Here is a 22589-nt window from a genome sequence, read left to right as displayed (position 1 = left end):
GGCTCATAGCCGCCATAACCCGATGTCGCCCAACCGTCGTCGGCTGACCGGATTACCTGCTGGCGCGGGCGGTGACGGCCTCGTAATCGTGGCTGGCGATGAGTTCGATGTCGTCGGGCAGCGCGTGCAGGCGGTGGATCGTGGTGAAGGCGGCGTCGCGGTCGGAGTCGAAGAGTTTGCCCGGCATCGGCGCCTTCTCCCGCAGCAGATCGACTTGCAGCTTGCTCCAGACGGCATCGCCCGCGAACAGCACCCGGCTGCCGTCGTCCACCGCGAGCAGCACGCCGATGCTGCCCGGCGTATGGCCCGCGAGATCGACCAGCAGTACCGAACCGTCGCCGAACAGGTCTTTGCTGCGCGGGAACGTGAGCACCGGTGGTCCGTCCAATTCGAACCGGTCGAAGTTACGACCGCGCAGTGGCCCCCGCGCCACACCGGCCGGGGCGTGCGGACCGCCCATCGCCCAGTCGTATTCGACCGCGGGCAGCCGGACCTCGACCGCAGACGGCAATTCCAGCAGGCCGGAGACGTGGTCCCAGTGCAGGTGGGTGGGCAGCACGAAGTCGATGTCGGAACCCGCGATGTCGTGCGCGGCGAGTGCGTCGGACAGACCGAGCACCGGTTTGTCCGGCGCGACGAGCAGCGGGACCGGGAAAGGCAACTCGGGCAGCACCCGGTCGTGCACGCCCGCGCACAGGGCCGGATCGACCAGGAACCGCGCCTTCGGATGCTCGACCAGGAACGCCGCCATCGACAGCGTCATCTCCCGCAGGCTGCGCACGCCTTCGGCAACGATGGTGGTGGGCGCCGACATGGTGGCCTGCGTGAGCACGGTGAGCCGCACCGCGGCGCTCGCCGTGGGCAGCGGCCGCACGTCGAGGTTCGCCAGCAGTGCGGTGTCGGGGCGGCGCGGGCGCAGTAGGCGGCCGGGCGTCGCCGCCAGCGCGGCACAGCAGCGCAGCAGAGTGGGCAGGATCGGCGTGCGCTCGGCACGGGTGGCAGCACCGCTGTCCGGTTCGGTCACCATGCCACCGTAAGTGATCGCCGTGGTTCGCGAAAGGCTGGGCAGGCAGCGGAAATGCGACCTTGCTCCGGCCGATTTCTGCGGCATAATCGCGTGGGTACCGTTCTCTGTGGGTAGGTTGCAGCAGCCGGGAGACGGGGAGGGAGGACGCGATGCCGCCCAGTCTTCCGGACGGGCACAGTGGTGCGCAGGGGAACGACGGTTCGCTCGGCTATGGCCGGCGCACCGCGTTGACTTGTGCCGCCGTCACGGCCGTTGCGGACCTACTAGGGGTCGACGCCGCCACGGTGTCGACCAGCTCGCCCTTTACCGATCTCGGCCTCAGTTCCACCCAGCTTGCGAGGCTGACCGCCCATCTCGAAGACGCTATGGGAGTCGAGGTTCCGCTGACCGCGATCTACGACCATCCAGACATCGAGCAGCTTGTCGAGTATCTCGCGATGCGATGAGCACCGCGCCTACGGACTCGAACGGCTCGCAAACACCCGTCGCCATCATCGGCATCGGCTGCCGACTGCCCGGAGCGGCCGGCGCCGCCGAATTCTGGCGACTGTTACTCGACGGCCGGGATGCCACGTCCACACCGCCCGCCGGTCGCCTGGGCGCCCGGCGCGGCGGCTACCTCGGCGATGTCGAGTCGTTCGACAACGACTGGTTCGCCATCTCCGAGCGGGAAGCCGCCGTCATGGACCCGCAGCAGCGGCTCGCGCTGGAGGTCGCGGTGGAGGCGCTCGATGACGCCGGAATCGGTTATCGCGTCCGCGGATCCGACGCCGCAGTGGTGTTCGGCGCGTCCGGGTACGACCACGGTATAGCGGTGCTCGGCCGGGAAGGCCACGACGCCCCATACGCGGTGACCGGGTCGGCGCTCAGCATCATCGCCAACCGGTTGTCGTACGTGCTCGATCTGCACGGACCGAGTCTGGTGCTCGACAGCGCGTGTTCGTCCTCGCTCGCCGCGGTGGATTTCGCGGTCCGGTTGCTCGCCGACGGCACGGTCCCGTTCGCCGTCGTCGGCGGCGTCAATCTGGTGCTGTTGGAGCACACGTCGAACTACCTGGCCGAGAGCGGTTTCCTGTCGCCAGGCGGGCGAACGGCGCCGTTCGACGCCGCCGCCGACGGCTATGCCCGCGGCGACGGCTGCGCGGTGGTCGTCCTGCAACGGACCGCGGACGCGCTGAGCGAGGGCAACCGGGTGTACGCGGAGATCATCGGGACGGCCGTCGGATCGGACGGGCGCTCCAACGGCCTCTACGCACCGAACGGCCGCGCGCAGCAGGAGACACTGCGCACCGCGTGGTCGCGCGCCGGTAGCACGCTGCGCAGCGCTGGTTACATCGAATGTCATGGCAGTGGAACGCCTTTGGGCGATGCCGTGGAGATCAGCGCGCTGGCCGCCGCGCTCGGCGATGGCACTCAGCGATCGAGCGAACGGTCGTGCGTCGACACCGACGATCCGATCTGGATCGGCTCGGTGAAGTCCAATATCGGACATCTGGAAGCCGCAGCCGGAGTCACCGGGCTGGTGAAGGCCGCCCTGTCCATCCATCACGGCGTGATCGCGCCGACGATCAACCTGCGCACCGAACACCCGTTGCTGCACCTGGCCGAGCGCGGCCTGCGTGTGCCGGCCGAGCCGGTGGACTGGAGTCACGTACCCGCACCGGAGCGCATGGCGGGCGTCAGCTCGTTCGGATTCGGTGGCACGAACGCGCACATCGCGGTGCGCGGGGTCGCCGCACCACAGCACGCCCGGAGCGATCAATTCCCGGTACTGCTGCCGCTGACCGCCCGCGATGACGTGGAGCTGCGCGAGCACGCACTGCGGCTGGCCGACGAACTGGATCACGCTCGCCCGCCGCTGGGCGAGTTCGCCGCGGCCACGGCCCGATTGCTTCCCGAGTCGACGCGAGCCGCCGTCCTGGCGCACGACCACCCGGACGCGGTGCACCGGCTGCGCGCCTTCGGCCGCGGCGACGCCGACGCAATGCTCGGCCCCGTCCGGAACCGCCGTCCGGGCGGCCTGCTCTTGTTGTTCTCCGGTCAAGGTGGCCAGCATCCGAAAATGGGTCGTGCGCTGGCGGCGCGATATCCGGTCTTCGCCACCGCGCTCGCCGAAGCGACCGACGCGATCGTGGCGGCGGGTGGACCGCGAATCTGGACGCCGCGGCACGGTTTCACGTTCGCTGCCACCGATGACGCGCACGCCACCGAACTGGTGCAGCCCGCGCTGTTCGCATTCCAAGTGGCAGCGGTGCAGCTGTTGGCGGGCTTCGGCATTCGGCCCGACGCGGTGGCCGGGCACAGCCTCGGCGAGATCGCCGCCGCCACGGTCAGCGGCGCGCTGTCCCTGGCGGACGCGGCGCGCATCGTCGTGCTGCGCAGCGCGACCCTGGCCCACCTGGACGGCCACGGTGCGATGGCGGTGCTGGAGGCGGCTCCGGACGACGCGGCGAAACTGGTCGAGCCGATGCACCGCGAGGTGGGCATCGCCGCGGTCAACGGCCCCAGATCAGTAGTGGTGTCCGGCACCCCGCGATATATCGACACGCTGGTGCGCCGAGCCACCCGCCGCAACATGTTCGCGCGTCGGCTTGCCGTCGACTTCGCCGCCCACGGCCCGCAGGTCACCGCCGTGCTCCCGGCGTTTGTCGCGGCGCTGAGCGAGATCACTCCGCTGACGCCGCAGATACCGGTGTACTCGACGGCTAGGCGCGGCGCGAAGATCACCACAGCCGCCATGGACCGAAGCTACTGGGCCGAGAATGCCGCGGGCACCGTGGAGTTGGCGGCGGCGATGGAACGCGCCGCAGAGGAAGGCATCTCGACCGTGCTGGAGATCGGCCCGCATCCCGTGCTCGCTTCCGCCGTGCGGGAGTACCCGGAGTTCCGCGAGGGCACGCATCCGGTGGCGCTGCGCGAGGACGAGGCGGCCGGGTTCCTCGCCGGTCTGGCGCGGCTGTACCTGGAGGGGCGGCCGGTCGACTGGTCGGTGCTCGGTCCGTTCGGCGAAACATTGCCTCGACAGTGGCGCAAGCGGAGGTTCCCGCTCATGGTGTCGGGACCGGCGAACGGGCACACCCCCGAATCCGCCTTCCGCACCGAGGATCTCACCGATCACGTGGTGCAGGGCGACAGCGCGGTGCCCGCCGTGTTCTGGCTGCGCAGGCTGCTGCACCTGGCCCGAACGACGGCCGGGACAACCCGGCTCGCCGACTTCGTAGTGCACGAGAGAACCGATTCGAGAACGCTGCCCGAAGTCGTCTATCGCGGACCGGGAGCCGAGGAAAGCGTGCGGGCGGAGGTCACTGGCACCGAGACGCTGGCTTCGGCCCGGCCCGCCGGTGACCCCACACCCGCGGATATCGTCGCATGGATGCGGGTGGTCGACGCAAACCGGGCCGCCCGCCACCACATGCGGGTCATCGCCACCGGCACGTTCTACGAGGAATTGCGCCGCAGGCAACTGGAGTACGGACCGCGCTTCCGTGCACTGCGCGGCATCGCGGCGGGCACCGGGCGGGCGCTCGGCCTGTTCGACGCCGCCGAATTGCACCGCACCGCAACGCTGGACGGGTGCCTGCAAGTGCTCGCCGCGGCACTGTTCGACGAGCTGCCCGCCGCGTCGATTCCGTTGCCGATCGGCATGGACTCCGCCTGGCTGTCGAACGAACCGGATCGCCATGTGCTCGAGGTGCACGCGCTGATCCGGGAGCGAACCGACAACGGTCTGGTGGGCGACGTCATCGCGACCGACCAGCACGGCGTGCCCTGTCTCGCCTTCTCCGGCGTGCATATTCGCTACGTCGAGCCCGGTGACGCGGACGGGATCGACGCACGGCGAACGCCACGCGCCGAACAGGACGCGCCGTTTCGTCAAGAGGCGTGGATATCGCGCGATCCGGTGTCGCTCGGCCTCGGCGACGCGCCCGCGGCCGAAGCGTTCGGGCGGCGCGCGGTAGTGGTGGGCGCCTCCGAGCTCGCGGTCCGGCTCGCCAGGGCACTGGATGCCGGCTTGCCGACTGAACGAGTCGCACGCGAACCGGACGACGCGGGTCCGCTCGTGACGGCCGTCCTCACCGGGCGCGGTGACGGCCGCACCGCTGTGGTGGTGGTCTGTCCCGCGGACGGCGGCGCGAGCGATGCGCAGGCAGGCATCGCGTCGCTCGGGCGGGTTCTCGATCTGCTGCAAGAGATCTCCGCCGACGACTCCACCGCGTCCATGACAGTCGTGCTGCCGCGACACGATTCCGGCCCCTGGCGGCACGACGAACCCGCCATCCGTTCCGCGGTCGGGCCCGCGGCGATCGCGGGCCTGGTGCGCTCCCTGCAGCTCGAGTCGGGCCGGACAGTGCGCCTGGTGTGGGCCGATACCGACCCCAACAGCGTGCCGCTGCTCAGCCGGGTCGTGACCGCTGCCGACCTGCCCGACGAGCTGCGCCTGTCCGCGGGTGAGGTCGCGGTCCGGCGATTCACGCCCGCGCGAGAGCGGGCGCTGCCGATCGCGGGTATCGACACGAACGGAACCTATGTCGTCACCGGCGGGCTGGGGACGCTCGGCTCGGTCGCCGTCCGCTGGCTGCTCGACGCGGGCGCACGAGACGTGGTGGTGCTGACGCGCGCACCCCGCCCGGTGCCCGCGCTGCTCGACGGCTTGGAGGACCGCATCGTCGTGGTGCGCTGCGATGCGGCCGACCGAGACGAGCTGGCGAACGCGCTCAGCGACATCCGGGCCTGGGGGGCGGCCATTCGCGGTGTCGTGCACGCCGCCGGTGCGCTGGAGAACGCCGCGTTCGAAGCGGTCACGGCGAGTCAGCTGGCCAGGATGTGCGCCGCCAAAGCCACCGCGGCGAGCAATCTGATCGAGCTCACCGCAACCGACGCGACCGACTTCGTCCTGCTGTTCTCCTCGGCGACCGGCGCACTCGGCGCACCCGGCCAAGCCGCCTACGCCGCGGCGAACGCGGCCATGGACGCCCTGGCCTCGCGCGACCCGGGCCGGCGGATTCTCAGCATCGGCTGGGGCCTGTGGGACTCCGGGCTCGCCGCTGCGGCCGGCGGGGCGAGTCACTTGCGGCGCGCAGGCGTCGGGACGTTCGACGTGCACCGAGGCAGCGCCGTGCTCTCCCGAGCCCTCCGCTACGAAGGCCCGTATCTGCTCGCACTGGACTACACCCCGACCGCCGACACCTCACCGGTAGCCGGGCGCCTGGCTGACCTGCTTGTGCCGGTCGTCGATTCGGCACCCAACCGAGACAGCGCACCGGAGTACCTGCTCACGCCATCGGAATCCGCCGAGCCACTGCCCACCACCATCCGCCGCGTGCTGGCGAGCACACTCGGCCTGCCCGCCGAGCACATCGACCCCGCCGCCGACTTCAACGACCTCGGGCTCACTTCTCTGCTCGCGATCGAGATGCGCCGCAATCTGGAAACCCGGCTGCGTGTCCGGATCGCGACCGCGGAGCTGTTCAAACACCCCACCATCACCGCACTCGGCGCCGCCCTGCTGGACCGGGTCGCGGCGAACGCCAGCGAGGCATAGTGACGGCGCGCATTCACATGCCAGGCAATATCCTCACGGTTGAGGTAGCCCACTGGGCGGCCATCGAACCGGACGAGCCCACTTACCGAACTGCGCAACCGCATGCAAAACGCTTGCCCGTCACGTCGAACCAACGAGCCCTCCGCCCGGCAACTATCCTCGCGGCCAAGATGGCCCACTGGGCGGCTACCCGGCCGGACGAACCCGCCTACACCGAACTGCGCTACCGCATGCAAAGAACGCGTACCCATCACGTTGAGCCAACGAGGCGTCGTGACCGCGAGTGACCACACGCCGGGCAATATCCTCGCGGCCCAGGTGGCCCACTGGGCGGCTACCCGGCCGGACGAACCCGCCTACACCGAACTGCGCTTCCGCCTGCAAGAACGCGTGCCCGTCACGGTGACCTATGCGGGCCTGCACGCCGCGGCGGGAGCGCTCGCCGCACGACTGCGGCGGGAGAGCGCGCCCGGCGACCGGGTCGCCGTTCTGTGCGTCCATGGAATCGACTACACGGTCGCCTTTCTCGCCTGCCTGTACAGCAATCGCATAGCGGTACCGCTCTTCCCTGCGGGCGGCACGCGCAACCGAGACCGCTTGCACGCGATCCTCGCCGACGCCCGCCCCACCCTGACCCTGCTCTCCGCCCACGACGAGATCACCGCCGCAACCCTCGGATCAGCGCTGGGGCGCGTCCTCACCGTGCCGCCGGAACCGTCCGCGCCGATCGCGGTTCCGCCAGCCGCGAGTCCGCTGACTTCGACCACGCCCCCTGCTCCGGCGACTACGAACACGGCCGCGCGTTTCTGGGCACCAGTGGCGTACTCGACCGCACAGCCACCGACGTCGGTAACCGAATCGGCCGTGCCGGGGTCGCGTGCGGGCGAGCCTGGCGCCCGCCGACCTAAGCCAGCGGCGGATCCGCTGGCGCCGACGACGCAGTCGGACAGACTGAGCACGGGTCCAGCCGCTCCGCCGATCTCGACGGCAGGGCGTCTGGCCATGCCAACCACTCGGCTGCTGAGCCCGCCTGCATCCAGGCCGGACGCATCAGCGCGGATACCTGCTGCGACGGAGGCGGATTCACCCGTCGTCGACCCGGTGCGCGGCGAGCTCGCGTATCTGCAGTACACCTCCGGGTCGACCAAGTCACCTGCCGGTGTTCGGGTCACGCATGAGAATCTGGCCGCGGCGCTGGCGCAGTTGCGGGATGCTCTGCCCGCGTCCAGGGGTCGGCCCATCGTGACGTGGCTACCGTTCTTTCACGACATGGGGCTGATCCTGGGGCTGGCGCTGCCGCTCTGGCTCGGCGTGCACGGCGTCACCCTGGCGCCTGCGGAGTTCGTGAAGCGGCCCATCCGGTGGCTGCGCGCGATCGCCGACTACCGCGCAGGCATCACGGGATGCCCCAATTTCGCGTTGACGCTCGCGGTGTCGGGTACGACGCCGCAGGAGCGGACCGGTCTGGACCTGTCCGGGCTGGACGTCTTGCTCAACGGCTCCGAGCCGGTCCGCGCCGACGCGCTGGACGAATTCACCAAGACGTTCGCCCCGTACGGCTTCCGCCACTATGCGCACACACCCGGCTTCGGCCTTGCCGAGGCCACGCTCACGGTCACCGTCTGTGATTCACGGACGGAACCGGTGTGGCACCACTTCGAGCGCGCCGCGCTCGCCGAAGGTCGCGCGGTCGCGCTGACCGATGGCGCGCGGGAGTCACAGAACGGCACGCCGCTCGTCGGCTGCGGCGCACCGGCGGGCCAGGCGGTACGGGTGGTCGATCCCGTCTCCGGGGTGATGCTGCCACCGGGGCGCGTCGGCGAGATCTGGGTGGCCGGAACCAACGTGTGCGACGGCTATTTCGGCAGGCCCGACGCCACCGAGGAGACCTTCGGCGCCACGCTGGCCGGCGACGACGTTCGCTGGCTGCGCACCGGCGACCTCGGCTTCCAGCATGAGGGCCAGCTCTACATCGCCGGACGCCGCAAAGACGTCATCGTGGTCGACGGACGCAATCACTATCCCACCGACATCGAGACGACCGTCGAAGCGTGCTCTCCGGATATCCGGCCGGGCCATGTGACGGCGTTCGGGCATGATGACGGGCGTCGGGAAGACCTGGTCGTGGTCGCCGAACTCGTCACCATCGGCGCGGCCGAACCCGCCGAACTCTCCGCGCTGGCCCGTCGTATCCGATCCGCGGTCGCGTCCACACACGAGGTGATGCCCGCCGCGGTGATGCTCGTCGAGCCGGGGCGGATTCCCAAGACCAGCAGCGGAAAGCTGCGACGGGGGGAGTGCAGGGCTCGCTACGTCGCAGGCCACCTGCGCCCACTCGCGATGATCTGAGAAACACCGACGGTCGTCCCGCCGACAACGCGGTGTCAGCAATGCGCCACGAGCGGTCGCAGGCTTGTTCAGTGATCAGCCCGGCCAAGGAGACGGTCGGTCTCACGCCGCTCACGCTTGGTGGGTCGCCCTGTACCGCGATCGCGCCGGGGCATGCTCGCCACGATTTCCCGGGGCGGGGGCGGTGGACTGCGATCGATCAGACACTGCGCGGCGATCGGGGCGCCGACGCGTTTGGTGACGATTCGCTCCACGATGACAATGCGCTCGAGACCGCCTGACCGGATGCGCACCTCGTCACCGGGACGCACATGTTGTGCGGGCTTGGCCGTCGAGCCGTTCACCCGCACGTGCCCACCGCGACATGCTTCCGCGGCGGCGGACCTGGTTTTGAACAGGCGCACGGCCCAGGTCCACGAATCGACGCGGGCCTGGGTCGCGCTGCTCTGGATGCCGGTTTCGGCGCGGGCCACTCGTTAGACGATACGGCGTGCGGTGACCACCATGTCGGGGCGCAGCGGGGTGTAAGACACCGGCGTACCCGACTGGACCGCATTCAGAAGCTTGTTGTCGCCCGCGTAGATGCCGACGTGACCGCCGCCGTTGGTGACGACGATGTCGCCCGGCTGCAACTCGTGGTAGGCGACCGGCGCGCCGACGTGCGACTGCTCGAAGCTGGTGCGGGGGAGTTCGACACCCGCCTGGCGGAACGCCCACTGGACGAGGCCGGAGCAGTCGAAGGCCCTGGGACCTGCGGCGCCCCAGGAGTAATGGGCGCCGACCTTGGTCTTGGCGGCGTCGAGGGCGATGTTACCCGGGCTGCTCGGCTGGGCGAACAGACCCGGCATCACCGGCGCGAGACCAGGAAGCTGCGGAGCTACCTGCGCCTCGGGCGCGGGGGCGGGGGCGGCGGGAACGGCCGCGAGCGCCTGCTGGATCTGCTGATTGAGCTGCTGGACCGGCTGTTCCCATTCCTGCGGAACGTCGAAGTTGCCGACACCGGGAACGTTGATGGTCGCGGCCATGGCCGGAATCGCGGGCATGGCGCCGGTGGCGGCCACCGCACCCATGACAATCGCACCCTTGACGGAATTCGGAACCCGAGAATCCCGCTGCAAGCTGTGTTTACCCACCGAGTTACGTCTCCGATCTTGCTACGCTCCCGCCGACCGAGTTCGGACCGGGAGAACGGCCCGACCCGGAACGATCCTCCGAGTCCTCGGTACGACTGCCGAGACCGGTTGGCTCGACTGCCGTTTAGGCGGTAACTAATGGCGCCGTTTCTCTTACGAAGCGACTGGTTCCACTAAGTCACGAAGAGATTACGGTGTTGGCGCGGTGTTGTCCAGCGCACAGAGCTGCGTCTTTGCGATCACCGCGGGAAGCCGTGGACGGCCGCGGGAAAGCAGGCAGGCTCGGAGGGTCACAACCAGATCTCGGCGAGCGCGACGGATCACCGAATGGACAACCCAGTCCGATCCGCGGCGCCGTACTCAGGATCGGTCTCCGCGGATCACGCGCTCCAGTTCGTCGAGTCGGCGCCGTGCGTCGGCCAGCTCCACCTCGAGTTTGCCGAGCGCCATCACCAGCGGACCGACCGCGAGGTCCGCGACCAACTGGGGATCGTCGTAACCGCGTTCGATCGCGACCAAGATGTTCGATCTGATGCGCTGGGCCACCGTGGCGCCCGCGGGAACATTCCACGACTCGACCACCTCGGCGGTGCCGCCCGGGGTTGGTTCGTCGGACATGACCCTCCCTTCTCGCGTCGGCCCGGCGGGCCGACGGCGAGAGCAATAGTGCAATACGGACCGCTAAGGCTCTCTAGGACACGCCGTAGATGTGCCCAGATTATGTGGACCTGACGGCTACGGTGTCGGGGCATGGACCCCGTGCGGAATCCGTATGCACCCGGAGCGGGACAGCGCCCACCCGAACTAGCCGGGCGCGACAAGCAACTCACCGCGTTCGACATCGTGCTCGAACGCGTCGCGCGTGGTCGCCCGGAACGCAGCGTCATGCTCACCGGCCTGCGCGGTGTCGGAAAGACGGTGCTGCTCAATCAGCTTCGCTCCGCCGCGATCTCACGCGGTTGGGGTACCGGCAAGATCGAGGCGCGGCCGGATCAGGAACTGCGCCGACCGCTGTCCTCGGCACTGCACATGGCGGCGCGCGCGATCGCCATGGCGCATCGCAATCCGGAACGGGTGGACGACTTCCTCGGCATCCTCAAGGCTTTCGCCCTGCGGGCCACCGCGGACAAAGGCATGCGGGAGCGCTGGCAACCCGGGATCGACGTGCCCGCGGTGAGCGGGCGGGCCGATTCCGGCGACATCGAGATCGACCTGGTGGAGCTGCTGGTCGAGGCGGCCGCGCTGGCCGCCGACATCGGCGTCGGCGTCGCGATCTTCATCGATGAGATGCAGGACCTCGGCCCCGCCGACATCTCCGCGATCTGCGGCGCCTGCCACGAATTGAGTCAGGACGCCGCGCCGCTGATCGTGGTCGGCGCGGGTCTGCCGCATTTACCCGCGGTGCTGTCCGCCTCGAAGAGCTACTCCGAGCGACTGTTCAGTTATCACCGCATCGACCGGCTGGACCGGGAATCCGCGGATCAAGCGCTGATCGCGCCCGCGCAGCGCGAGAACGTGAAGTTCACCGACGGCGCCCTGGACGCCCTGTACCAAAAGGCCGATGGTTACCCCTATTTCGTGCAGGCTTACGGCAAAGCGGCCTGGGACCAGGCGCCGGAGAGCCCGATCACGGCCGAAGACGTCGAGGTTGCCTCTCCTGCCGCCGAGGAGGAGTTGGCGGTGGGGTTCTTCGGTTCTCGCTATGAGCGAGCAACGCCCGCTGAACGCGAGTACATGCGGGCCATGGCGGACTTGGCCGGAGACGACGGCCCGGTGGCGACGGCGGCGGTGGCCAACGAGCTCGGGCGCAAGCCGGCCTCGCTGTCGCCCGCCCGCGACGGGCTGATCAAGAAGGGCCTCATCTACTCCGCCGAGCGCGGCACGATCGGCTTCACCGTGCCGCACTTCGGCCGCTATCTGCGCTCGGTCTGAACGCCAGTCGGCAGCCAGGAGCTCAGCTGTCGATTGCCGACTATTCGCCCCTCTTACAAGATCAATAGATATTCATAGATTTCTGTCGACCAAGAGCCCTACCGACGGGTAACAAAGTCTCCTACACTCGAATGTGATCCTGATCACCTCCGAGGGAGGACACCATGGCGACAGCCGCGAAAGTCGACGCCACCGAAGAACAGGCCCGCGCACTGGTCGAGGAGTCCCGCGAAACCACCTGGGCCAAGCCGTCATTCGCCAAGGAGATGTTTCTCGGACGGTTCCGGCTCGATCTGATCCATCCGTACCCGCAGCCCAGCCCCGAGGACGCCGCGCACAGCGAGGCGTTCCTGTCCCGGCTGCGGACGCTGTGCGAGTCCATGGACGGATTGGCGATCGAAGCCGAGGGCCGGATTCCGGACGAGTACGTCAAAGCGCTGGCCGATCTCGGCTGCTTCGGCCTGAAAATCCCGCAATCGTTCGGCGGCCAGGGGCTTTCCCAGTTCGGCTACAACCGGGCACTGATGATGGTCGGCTCCACGCACCCGAGCCTCGGCGTCCTGCTCTCGGCACACCAGTCCATCGGCGTGCCGGAACCGCTGAAGCTGGCGGGCACCGCCGAGCAGAAGGCGGAGTTCCTGCCCCGCTGCGCGGCGGGCGCGGTCAGCGCGTTCCTGCTCACCGAGCCCGACGTCGGCTCCGACCCGGCCCGGATGGCCAGCACCGCGACGCCGACCGAGGACGGCGAGGCCTACATCCTGAACGGCGTCAAGCTGTGGACCACCAACGGCGTCGTCGCCGAACTGCTGGTGGTGATGGCGCGGGTGCCCAAGAGCGAGGGGCATCGCGGCGGCATCTCGGCGTTCGTCGTGGAAGCGGACTCGCCGGGCATCACCGTGGAGCGGCGCAACGCGTTCATGGGTCTGCGCGGCATCGAGAACGGCCTGACCAGGATGCACGACGTCCGGGTGCCCAAGCGCAACCTGATCGGCCGCGAGGGCGACGGCCTCAAGATCGCGCTGACCACGCTCAATGCGGGCAGGCTCGCCATCCCCGCGATGTGCACCGCGGCCGCGAAGTGGTCGCTGAAGATCGCGCGGGAGTGGAGCGCGCAGCGGGTGCAATGGGGCAGGCCGGTCGGCGAGCACGCGGCGGTCGGCCAGAAGATCGCGTTCATCGCGGCCACCACGTTCGCGCTGGAGGCGGCGCTGGACCTGTCGGCCACCATGTGCGACGAGGCGCGCAACGACATCCGGATCGAGGCCGCGCTGGCCAAGCTGTGGGCCAGCGAGATGAGCTGTCAGATCGCCGACGAACTCGTGCAGATCCGCGGCGGCCGCGGTTACGAGACGGCCGCCTCGCTCGCCGCCAGGGGCGAGCGCGCCGTCCCCGCCGAGCAATTGGTGCGCGATCTGCGGATCAACCGCATCTTCGAAGGCTCCAGCGAGATCATGCGGCTGCTGATCGCCCGCGAGATGGCCGATGCGCACATGGCGGCCGCCGGCGCTCTGGTGGACCGCAAGGCCGAGTTCAAGGACAAGGCGAAGGCGGCGGTCGGCGCGACCGGCTTCTATGCGAAGTGGTTCCCGCAGCTGGCCGTCGGAGCGGGCACGGTACCGGCCGCCTACACCGAATTCGGCGTGCTCGCGCGTCATCTGCGGTTCGTCGAACGCAGTGCGCGCAAGCAGGCCCGGTCGCTGATGTACGCGATGGGCCGCTGGCAGGCCGGCCTGGAATACCGGCAGAACTTCCTCGGTCGGATCGTCGACATCGGCGCGGAGCTGTTCGCCATGTCCGCGGCCTGCGTGCGCGCCCAGGCATTGCGCACCGCGGGCGCGCCGGAGGCCAAGGCCGCCGAAGAGCTGGCGGACACCTTCTGCAGGCAGTCGCGGCTGCGCGTGCGCAAGCTGTTCGACGAGCTGTGGGAGAACACCGACGACGACGATCGCACCCTCACCCGCGGCGTGCTCGACGGCCGCTACCAGTGGCTGGAAGAGGGTGTGCTCGATCCCAGCGAGGGAACCGGGCCGTGGATCGCGGAGTGGCAGATGGGTCCGTCGACCGAGGCGAACTTGTTGCGCCCGTTCCTGTCCTCGACCCGCAGCCGCGCGGAGGCGTGATCGCGCGGTAGACCGCCGTCACGGTCGGTAGCGCGGGGACCGACCGTGGCGGCGGCCGTCGCTCAGGCACTATTCGGCAGTATCGGATTATCCGTAGAAACCCGCAGATTCTCCGGATCGGCGAATGATCGGGTTATCTACCGAAATCTAGCGTGCGGCCGATCATTTCGTAGATTTTCCTGGCGAGCGCGGCCGCGACCACCGGATCGATCGGCAGCCTCGGTTGGGCAACGTGTCCATAACGGCAGGTATGGGGCGTTAACGACGCGGAAAATCTCACCGAAAACCGGGCAAGAAGCGCAGACGAGGCTTCTCGCCCACAGGAGAGTGCCATGTCCACGACCATCGCCCGCCGAGCCGCGGACTACGACGGCCACCGCGTCACGGTGGCGGCCGCAGACGGTGTCCCTCTCGCGGTCCGCGTCTTCGGCGCCGACGACGCCCCCGCGACCGTGGTCTTCGTGCACGGCCACTGCCTGCGCAGCGACTCCTGGTCCTACCTGCGCGACCAACTGCTGCGGCAATGGCGAAGCGACACCAGGATGGTGTTCTACGACCACCGCGGCCACGGTGCATCCGGCGCGGGACACCCGTCGACCTACACCATCGACCAGCTGGGGCACGACCTGGACACCGTGCTGCGGACGATCGCCCCGACCGGTCCGGTGATCCTGGTCGGCCACTCGATGGGCGCGATGGTCGTGCTCGCCTACGCCCGGCTCTACCCGGAAGCCATCGGCACGCGGATCGCCGGCGTCGGACTGCTGGCGGGCGCGTCCAACGGCATCACCGAAGCCGGGCTCGCCCGCTTCCTGAACCGGCGCGCGGTGAGCTCGCTGCAGGCCGCCGTCACCCGCGCACCGCGCGTGATGCAGGCGTCCAAGCGGCTGACCCGCCGCCTGGTCGCGCCCGTGCTGCGCGAGGCAAACTTCGGCACCGGGAAGGTGAACCCGCGCATGGCCGCGCTGGCCACGGCGATGCTGAACGACACCCCACTGCTGACCATGTGCAGCTTCCTGCACTCGCTGCTCGCCTTCGACGAGACGGCCACCCTGCACCGGCTCGGCGCCATTCCCGCGCTGGTGCTGGCGGGCTCGGCGGACATCCTCGTCCCGTTCGCGCATTCGGTGGCGCTGGCGTCCCAGCTGGCCGGTTCCGAGCTGGTGCGCCTGGAAGGGGCCGGACACAGCGTCATGCTGGAGCGGGCCGAAGAGGTCGCGCTGTCCATCGTCGGGCTGATCGAGCGCGCCTTCGCCACGATGCGGGCGACAGCCGATTACGCCGCCGCGGGCTGACCGTCAGGCAACCGGTCGGCAATCGCTGATTTCCGGCCGGGTACGAGCCAGATCCCGAATCTTTCGGTACTGTGTTGTAGATCACGTTGTGTGGTGGGTCACACAGCTCGGTGACGTGCGGTCCGAGGCAGGCGGGCAAACCACGCACTTACTACCGAGTTCGCATGTCCGCCAGGGAATACAGGAGGTATCGATGACACGCAGCGAATTTGCGGAACTACGCTACGCGGTCGGCCAGCTCCGGCAATCCATCGGCGTACTGCGCGACCAGTACGGCGACGCGAGTCCCGTGCGCCGGCTGGAGAACGACCTCGAGCGCCTGGTCATCGACGCCGAGGAACTCGAGCAGTCACCGCCTCCCGAGGTGCGGCGCCGGCCGCAGGACGTCATCTACGTTCCGGACAGCAAGTCCGACGAGGCCGCGTGGATGGGCGCGCAGGACGAGGGGCTCGGCTTCCACTCCCGTCCGCGAACCACCTAGGACGCCGGCACCGATTTCGCGGGCCCAGAGATAACCGGAGTGGGCCCGCGAATCGGCGTGCGTGGAGATCCGCGTGCCTGTGCAGTGCGCGCTGCGCCGACCAGGTTCCGGAGCGGTTGCTCATCCGCCTTGGGCGCGGGCGGGGACGCCGGCTCGATCCGGATCGGATCGGCGGGCCGCCGCCGGAAGACCACCACATATGAAGGTCGCCCTGTCGCGGAGCCGACCGGCGGCAACTATCTACCGAGGATCTCGCTCCGTCTGCGCTCACATGAGCAGGTCCAGGTCTGACGCCGTATAGACAGCCGATCTACGCACAAGACCACGTCGGGCTCACCACCCCGGCACACACCTCGGATACCGCCATTCGAGCCCGATTCCGTGCCGCGCACGTGCGCTGAACCCGTTCCGGCTCAGTCGAGTTCGACCCGTTTGCGGCCCATTCACCGCGTGCGACCACGAGCCGATTCCGCCGTAGATGTGGCGCAAATCACTAGCATCTCGCCCGGCTCGTATTGCCGGGACCCTGCTCACGCCATAGCGGGGGTGTCGTATGGTGCTCAGCATCACATTCGATTGCGGAGGTAACGATGGCCACCCGCACACAAGATCAGCGAGGCATCCCAGTGAGTGCCGCACCCACCGCCGCCCCGGACACGGGCACCGGCGTCTTCAGCAGAACAAGAGCCAGGATCTCCGAACGCACGCTACGCACCGACCGATGGTGGATCCCGCCACTGTTCACGGTGCTCGGACTGGCCGGATTCGTCATCTACGCGACGATCAGATCGTATGTGCGCACGGCATATTGGGTTCCGGACTACCACTATCTGACCCCGTTCTACTCGCCGTGCCTGAGCACCTCGTGTGTCGAGGGTTCGAGCCATTTCGGCACCCCCTTCGGCGAGCTGCCCGCGATCCTGCCACTCGGGTTCGTGGCACTGCCTTTCCTGCTCGGCTTCCGGCTGACCTGCTACTACTACCGCAAGGCCTACTACCGCTCGGTGTGGTTCTCCCCGCCCGCCTGCGCCGTGGCCGAGCCGCACGGCAAGTACACCGGCGAGACCCGGATGCCACTGATCATCCAGAACGCGCACCGCTACTTCTTCTATGTGGCCCTGATTGTCTCGGTGATCAACACCTACGACGCCATCGCCGCGTTCCACGGCAAGACCGGCGGTTTCGGTTTCGGTCTCGGCAATATCGTGCTGCTGGGCAACGTGATCTTGCTCTGGGCCTACACCCTCTCGTGCCACTCGTGCAGGCACATCGCGGGCGGACGGCTCAAACACTTCTCCGCGCACCCGGTGCGCTACTGGTTCTGGACCCAGGTCTCCAAGCTCAACACCCGGCACATGGCGCTGGCCTGGACCACCCTCGGCACGCTCGTGCTGACCGACTTCTACGTCATGTTGGTTGCCAGCAACACGATTTCGGACCTGCGGTTCATCGACTGACCGCCTCACTGAGGAGTTCTCTGCATGGCAGAAGTAGAACGGCACAACTACGACGTCGTCGTGATCGGAGCGGGCGGCGCCGGACTGCGTGCGGTGATCGAGGCCAGGGAGCACGGGCTGTCTGTCGCGGTGGTGTGCAAGTCGCTGTTCGGTAAGGCGCACACCGTGATGGCCGAGGGCGGCTGCGCCGCCTCGATGGGCAACGCCAACGAGAAAGACAACTGGCAGGTCCATTTCAAGGACACGATGCGGGGCGGCAAGTTCCTGAACAACTGGCGCATGGCCGAACTGCACGCCCAGGAGGCACCCGAGCGGGTGTGGGAACTGGAATCCTATGGGGCCCTGTTCGATCGGACTGCCGACGGCCGGATCAGCCAGCGCAATTTCGGCGGCCACACCTACCCCCGGCTCGCCCACGTCGGCGACCGGACCGGCCTCGAGATCATCCGCACCATGCAGCAGAAGATCGTCGCGCTGCAGCAGGAGGATTTCGCGGCGACCGGCGACTACGAGTCACGGATCAAGGTGTTCGCCGAGTGCACCATCACCGAATTGCTCAAGGACGGCGACCGGATCTCCGGCGCGTTCGGCTACTGGCGCGAATCCGGCCGCTTCATCTTGTTCGAGACCCCGGCGGTGGTGCTGGCGACCGGCGGGATCGGCAAGTCGTACAAGGTGACCTCGAACTCTTGGGAGTACACCGGCGACGGGCACGCGCTCGCGCTGCGGGCCGGCGCCACGCTGATCAACATGGAGTTCCTGCAATTCCACCCGACCGGCATGGTCTGGCCACCCAGCGTGAAGGGCATCCTGGTGACCGAGGGCGTGCGCGGTGACGGCGGGGTACTGAAGAACACCGAGGGCAAGCGGTTCATGTTCGACTACATTCCGCCGGTCTTCAAGGGACAGTACGCCGAGACCGAGGAGGAGGCCGATCAGTGGTTGCGCGACAACGATTCCGCGCGCCGCACCCCGGACCTGCTGCCGCGTGACGAGGTCGCACGCGCGATCAACGAGGAGGTCAAGGCGGGCCGCGGCACCGAACACGGCGGCGTCTACCTCGATATCGCGTCCCGGATGCCCGCCGAGGAGATCGTGCGGCGGCTGCCGTCGATGCACCACCAGTTCAAAGAGCTCGCGGACGTCGACATCACCAAGGAGCCGATGGAGGTCGGGCCGACCTGTCACTACGTGATGGGCGGAGTCGAGGTCGACCCGGACACCGGCGCGGCCACGGTGCCCGGCCTGTTCGCCGCGGGCGAGTGTTCCGGCGGAATGCACGGGTCGAATCGGCTCGGCGGGAACTCACTGTCGGACCTGCTGGTATTCGGCCGCCGGGCCGGACTCGGGGCCGCCTCTTACGTGGAGGGCCTCGCCGACCGGCCGTCGGTCTCCGAGAACGACGTCTCGAAGGCCGCGAAGGCCGCCTTGGCGCCCTTCGATCCCGCCACGGACGGCAACGGCGAGAACCCCTACACCTTGCACACCGACCTGCAGCAGTCGATGAACGACCTGGTCGGCATCATCCGCAAGGAACACGAGGTGCGGGAAGCGATCGGGAAACTCGCCGAGCTGCGCGACCGATTCCGGCACGTGACCGTGGAGGGGCACCGCCAGTTCAATCCGGGCTGGCATCTCGCGCTGGATCTGCAGAACATGCTGCTGGTCAGCGAATGCGTGGCACAGGCCGCGCTGCTGCGCACCGAGAGCCGCGGCGGCCACACCCGGGACGACCACCCGTCGATGGATCCGGACTGGCGCAACAGACTCTTGGTCTGCGCGATGGATCCCAGCACGGCAGGCGACGCGATTCCCGGCGTCACAGTGACGCGTAAGGACCAGGTTCCGATGCGTCCGGATCTGCTCGCCCTGTTCGATCTCGGCGAGCTCGAGAAGTACTACACCCCGGCGGAACTCGCCGGGCACCCGGCCGCTGCCGGGAATTCGACGGAGCGAGAGGCGTAACGATGGGTTACGACGCCAAATTCCGCGTATGGCGCGGCGATCTCGAGGGTGGAGAACTGCACGACTACACCGTGGTGGTGAACGAGGGCGAGGTGGTGCTCGACATCATCCACCGGTTGCAGGCGACGCAGGCACCCGACCTGGCCGTGCGCTGGAACTGCAAGGCAGGCAAGTGTGGTTCCTGTTCGGCGGAGGTGAACGGGCGTCCGCGTCTGCTGTGTATGACGCGGATGTCCACCTTCGCCGAGAACGAGGTGATCACGGTGACGCCGATGCGCACGTTCCCCGTGATCAAGGACTTGGTGACCGATGTGTCCTTCAACTACGAGAAGGCCAGGGAAATCCCCTCGTTCACCCCGCCCGCGGACCTGAAGCCGGGCGATTACCGGATGCAGCAGGTCGACGTGGAACGTTCGCAGGAGTTCCGCAAGTGCATCGAGTGCTTCCTGTGCCAGAACACCTGTCACGTGGTGCGCGACCACGAGGAGAACAAGACATCGTTCGCGGGGCCGCGTTTCCTGATGCGGATCGCCGAGTTGGAGATGCATCCGCTGGATGTCGCCGACCGCAATGGCTTGGCGCAGGACGAGCAGGGGCTCGGCTTGTGCAACATCACCAAGTGCTGCACTGAGGTCTGCCCTGAGCACATCAAGATCACCGACAACGCGTTGATCCCGCTGAAGGAACGGGTTGCCGACCGGAAATACGATCCGCTGGTCTGGTTGGGCAACAAGCTGTTTCGTCGCTGATACGCCACGGACGACCGGCCGGGTCACCCCGGCCGGTCGGCGCACCCTACAGCATTGCCACTACACCGAGGGCCACAATCCAGACCAGCACACCGACGAGCAACGCCGTCAGGACCGAGCTGGTGAGGATGAAAACACCGACCGCCGACACCGCGAACAGCAACGCGACGATCAGCCATTCCACCCAATCGCCCGGCCGCAATTTCTTGTACCGGGGATGGGAACTCTTGAGCCCACGGTCCACGAACTTAGGGCTACCCGGAATCAACCCGGACAAACGTGGTTTCGTTGTCGAATCTGTGTCATTCCGTGATCTTTAAGCGCAGATTCGATCACATCATGCGGCATAACCAGGGTTTTTCAGGAGACCCGGCCCCTGGCCCGGCAGCTCTTCGGTCGCCGCCGGGCCGCGCCGTTATTACTTCGGGCGATCGAACTCACCGTCGTGCACACCAGCGGTGAAGGCGGCCCATTCCCCCGGCGTGAAAACCAGCACCGGCCCGTCGGGCTCCTTCCCGTTGCGTAAACCCACATGCCCATCCGCGAGCAGAGCAACCTCTACGCTGTCGTTGCCCGAACCTTCCCCGGCCTTCCGCCATACAGCGCCGGTCAGGTCGATGTTCGCGTTGCCTTGAATGCTCATGATGTCCCCTCGCTCGCCGTCTGTGCCGCCGTGCGAGATCGTACCGCCGCCACCGGCACTGTCCGGTGTACAACCGAGCAGATCGCCGGGCACGATGACACAACCGCGAAGCGATCCCCGACCGCGCACCCGGCGAGTGCCTTCACCGGCGGTGCCGCGCCGGGTCGGCCCAAGCGCGGATGGCCGCGACCACCACCTGACCGGACGGGCGAAAATGGTTGCGCGGCGGGACGATCCAGCGGCGGATCGAGCCCACCGCCGCCGTCGGTGACGGCAACGCGATGGTCGATCCGGTACGGGCGACCGACACATCCAGCCGGAACAGCTCGGCGAACAGCCGTGCATCGCTTTCGGGCAGGTCCGGCGTGATCAGGAACGTCCACCGGTTCGAGCGCGGATGCGCGAGGATGGGACCGAGTGGGACGCTCATGCTCTGCATATGCGCCTTGACCGCTTGACCCAAGCTGCTCGGCATCGTCAACGCCCATACCGATCCGGCGCGCATCACGATCCGGCCGAGTTCGGGAGGGTCGACGACGGCGGGCAGATCACATTCCCGCCGATAGAACTGGCATCTGGACCGCGGTGTGTCCCCGAGTGGCATCTGATCCACTGACAACCCCCTGCTGCTGTGTGGTTCGACAATGTGCGCCAGCCATACCGAACCCTTACGACGGCTCCGAGCGATGCGCCGGTGCGGGTAATACGGTGGCGGTTTCAACGTGGCGCGGGTCACTCAAGTGTCCGTTGTCCAGCGTGGGAGAAACCGATAAAGAATAGGCAAAACTGGGGAAAATGAAGAACGCCGATATACGAAAGACCTGGCTCAGTGCCAGGTGTGGTCGGTGAGGGGAGTGCGGGGACCGAACTTCGGTTTGTGAAAGTGGCCGCTGATTTCCAGCAGGCGGATCGCCCGATAACGGTGCGGGCGTAGTGGCTCCAGGTATTCCACCATCGCATCGTCGTCGATCGGGCGGCCGAGCAGGGTCCAACCGACCGTGGCGGCCAGGTTGTAGTCGCCGACCGACAGCGCGTCAGCGTCGCCGAAAGCCCGCTGCGCGATCTCGGCGGCGGTCCACACCCCGATGCCGGGAACACTGCGCAGCATGCGCGCCGCCTCGGCCGGATCGACTCGCGCCGCGCGCTCGAGCGAGTCGGCCACCCTGGCCGCGCGCACGATGGTCTGCGCCCGCTGCGGGCCGACGTTCGCCCGGTGGTAGGTCCAGGACGGAATCCGCCGCCAAGTATCGGCGTCCGGTGGCAGCCGCATTCCCTCGGGCGCGGGGCCGGGTGCGGGTTCGCCGAACTGCCGCACGAGTTTTCGCCACGACGCACGCGCTGAGATGCTGTGCACTTTCTGTTCCAGCACCGCGGGCACCAATGCCTCGAACACCAAACCCGTACGCAGCATGCGCAACCCAGGGAAACGACGGTGCGCGTCGACGAGCTTCGGGTGATCCGGGACGAACGCCGAGACGTCTTCGTCCAAGCACAGCATGTGCTCGAGACCGTCCAGGAACTCCGCCGCGCCGGGTCCCCAGGCGCGGGCCTGCACCGCGCACGGACCTGACTGGGTCAATCGGTAGGTGACCGGCCCGGTCGGCAGGCGGGAGGCGTGCCAGTGCGCGCCGTCACCCGTCATCCGGTGACATGGGTCGCCGCCGCCGCGGCCGAGTGGAGGAAGGGTGCTCGCCAGATCGATCGGCCGATCCGCGGTCACGGTCCGGCACGCTCCCGGCTCGGCCATCGCAATGCGCACCACATCATTCTGCCCCGGTGCGGTGCGCGCGCCGGTGTCCGCCTCCGTGTAACGCCGCCGATAGCCGGGCGATACTGATTTCGATCGGCAAATAGCTGGCAGTCGCCATGACGGAGGTTTCGATGATCACCAACGTG

Annotated in this window: 18 protein-coding genes; 10 read left to right on the top strand and 8 right to left on the bottom strand. The window is 68.1% G+C overall.

Features of this window, described 5'->3' with window-relative positions:
• Positions 1-52: 52 nt before the first annotated feature.
• The gene (locus IU459_RS01010) at positions 53-1024 is read right to left on the bottom strand and encodes an MBL fold metallo-hydrolase (protein WP_324198693.1); all 972 of its coding nucleotides are present in this window, start codon (positions 1022-1024) and stop codon (positions 53-55) included.
• Between the two features lie 152 nt (positions 1025-1176).
• Between IU459_RS01010 and IU459_RS01005 the strand changes: the two genes are divergently transcribed.
• The 3 genes from IU459_RS01005 to IU459_RS38290 all read left to right on the top strand — a co-directional run bounded on the left by IU459_RS01005 (position 1177) and on the right by IU459_RS38290 (position 8918).
• Positions 1177-1473: an acyl carrier protein gene (locus IU459_RS01005; RefSeq protein ID WP_195127511.1), complete on the top strand. Its 297-nt coding sequence runs from the start codon at positions 1177-1179 to the stop codon at positions 1471-1473.
• On the top strand, positions 1470-6569 hold the full coding sequence (locus IU459_RS01000) for a type I polyketide synthase (protein ID WP_195127510.1): 5100 nt from the start codon (positions 1470-1472) through the stop codon (positions 6567-6569). Before IU459_RS01005 ends, IU459_RS01000 begins: the two co-directional genes overlap by 4 nt.
• A gap of 273 nt (positions 6570-6842) precedes the next feature.
• The gene (locus tag IU459_RS38290) at positions 6843-8918 is read left to right on the top strand and encodes a fatty acyl-AMP ligase (protein WP_324198692.1); all 2076 of its coding nucleotides are present in this window, start codon (positions 6843-6845) and stop codon (positions 8916-8918) included.
• A gap of 68 nt (positions 8919-8986) precedes the next feature.
• On the opposite strand, the gene IU459_RS00985 is transcribed toward IU459_RS38290, so the two are convergent.
• The 3 genes from IU459_RS00985 to IU459_RS00975 all read right to left on the bottom strand — a co-directional run bounded on the left by IU459_RS00985 (position 8987) and on the right by IU459_RS00975 (position 10669).
• Positions 8987-9391: an RNA-binding S4 domain-containing protein gene (locus IU459_RS00985; protein WP_324198691.1), complete on the bottom strand. Its 405-nt coding sequence runs from the start codon at positions 9389-9391 to the stop codon at positions 8987-8989.
• A 3-nt stretch (positions 9392-9394) separates the two neighbouring features.
• Complete coding sequence (locus IU459_RS00980) at positions 9395-9988, bottom strand: C40 family peptidase (protein WP_195127509.1); 594 nt, start codon at positions 9986-9988, stop codon at positions 9395-9397.
• Positions 9989-10411: 423 nt separating this feature from the next.
• Complete coding sequence (locus IU459_RS00975; RefSeq protein ID WP_195127508.1) at positions 10412-10669, bottom strand: hypothetical protein; 258 nt, start codon at positions 10667-10669, stop codon at positions 10412-10414.
• A gap of 132 nt (positions 10670-10801) precedes the next feature.
• Between IU459_RS00975 and IU459_RS00970 the strand changes: the two genes are divergently transcribed.
• From IU459_RS00970 to IU459_RS00940, 7 genes are all read left to right on the top strand, one after another.
• The gene (locus IU459_RS00970; RefSeq protein WP_195127507.1) at positions 10802-11983 is read left to right on the top strand and encodes an ATP-binding protein; all 1182 of its coding nucleotides are present in this window, start codon (positions 10802-10804) and stop codon (positions 11981-11983) included.
• Positions 11984-12147: 164 nt separating this feature from the next.
• Positions 12148-14103: an acyl-CoA dehydrogenase family protein gene (locus tag IU459_RS00965; protein ID WP_195127506.1), complete on the top strand. Its 1956-nt coding sequence runs from the start codon at positions 12148-12150 to the stop codon at positions 14101-14103.
• A gap of 332 nt (positions 14104-14435) precedes the next feature.
• Positions 14436-15398 carry an alpha/beta fold hydrolase gene (locus IU459_RS00960; RefSeq protein WP_195127505.1) on the top strand — a complete coding sequence of 321 codons (963 nt, stop codon included), beginning with the start codon at positions 14436-14438 and terminating at the stop codon, positions 15396-15398.
• Positions 15399-15591: 193 nt separating this feature from the next.
• On the top strand, positions 15592-15879 hold the full coding sequence (locus IU459_RS00955) for a hypothetical protein (RefSeq protein WP_195127504.1): 288 nt from the start codon (positions 15592-15594) through the stop codon (positions 15877-15879).
• Positions 15880-16505: 626 nt separating this feature from the next.
• Positions 16506-17336 (top strand): hypothetical protein, encoded by an 831-nt coding sequence (locus IU459_RS00950; protein ID WP_195127503.1) that lies wholly within the window; start codon positions 16506-16508, stop codon positions 17334-17336.
• Positions 17337-17360: 24 nt separating this feature from the next.
• Positions 17361-19301, top strand: coding sequence for a fumarate reductase/succinate dehydrogenase flavoprotein subunit (locus IU459_RS00945; RefSeq protein ID WP_195127502.1), 1941 nt, complete (start codon positions 17361-17363; stop codon positions 19299-19301).
• A gap of 2 nt (positions 19302-19303) precedes the next feature.
• Positions 19304-20050 (top strand): succinate dehydrogenase/fumarate reductase iron-sulfur subunit, encoded by a 747-nt coding sequence (locus tag IU459_RS00940; RefSeq protein WP_195127501.1) that lies wholly within the window; start codon positions 19304-19306, stop codon positions 20048-20050.
• A gap of 46 nt (positions 20051-20096) precedes the next feature.
• Here the strand turns inward: IU459_RS00940 and IU459_RS00935 are convergent, their stop codons facing one another.
• The 4 genes from IU459_RS00935 to IU459_RS00920 all read right to left on the bottom strand — a co-directional run bounded on the left by IU459_RS00935 (position 20097) and on the right by IU459_RS00920 (position 22440).
• Positions 20097-20294: a hypothetical protein gene (locus IU459_RS00935; protein ID WP_195127500.1), complete on the bottom strand. Its 198-nt coding sequence runs from the start codon at positions 20292-20294 to the stop codon at positions 20097-20099.
• Between the two features lie 174 nt (positions 20295-20468).
• Positions 20469-20786, bottom strand: a complete 318-nt coding sequence (locus tag IU459_RS00930) for a DUF397 domain-containing protein (RefSeq protein ID WP_324198690.1) — start codon at positions 20784-20786, stop codon at positions 20469-20471.
• Between the two features lie 49 nt (positions 20787-20835).
• Complete coding sequence (locus IU459_RS00925) at positions 20836-21297, bottom strand: DNA-directed RNA polymerase subunit beta (RefSeq protein ID WP_228837226.1); 462 nt, start codon at positions 21295-21297, stop codon at positions 20836-20838.
• Positions 21298-21519: 222 nt separating this feature from the next.
• Positions 21520-22440 carry a DNA-3-methyladenine glycosylase family protein gene (locus IU459_RS00920; protein WP_195127777.1) on the bottom strand — a complete coding sequence of 307 codons (921 nt, stop codon included), beginning with the start codon at positions 22438-22440 and terminating at the stop codon, positions 21520-21522.
• Between the last annotated feature and the right edge of the window lie 149 nt (positions 22441-22589).

The sequence above is a fragment of the Nocardia amamiensis genome, from assembly GCF_015477605.1.
Classification (GTDB): Bacteria; Actinomycetota; Actinomycetes; order Mycobacteriales; family Mycobacteriaceae; genus Nocardia; species Nocardia amamiensis_A.
This window is presented reverse-complemented; position numbering and strand designations above follow the sequence as displayed.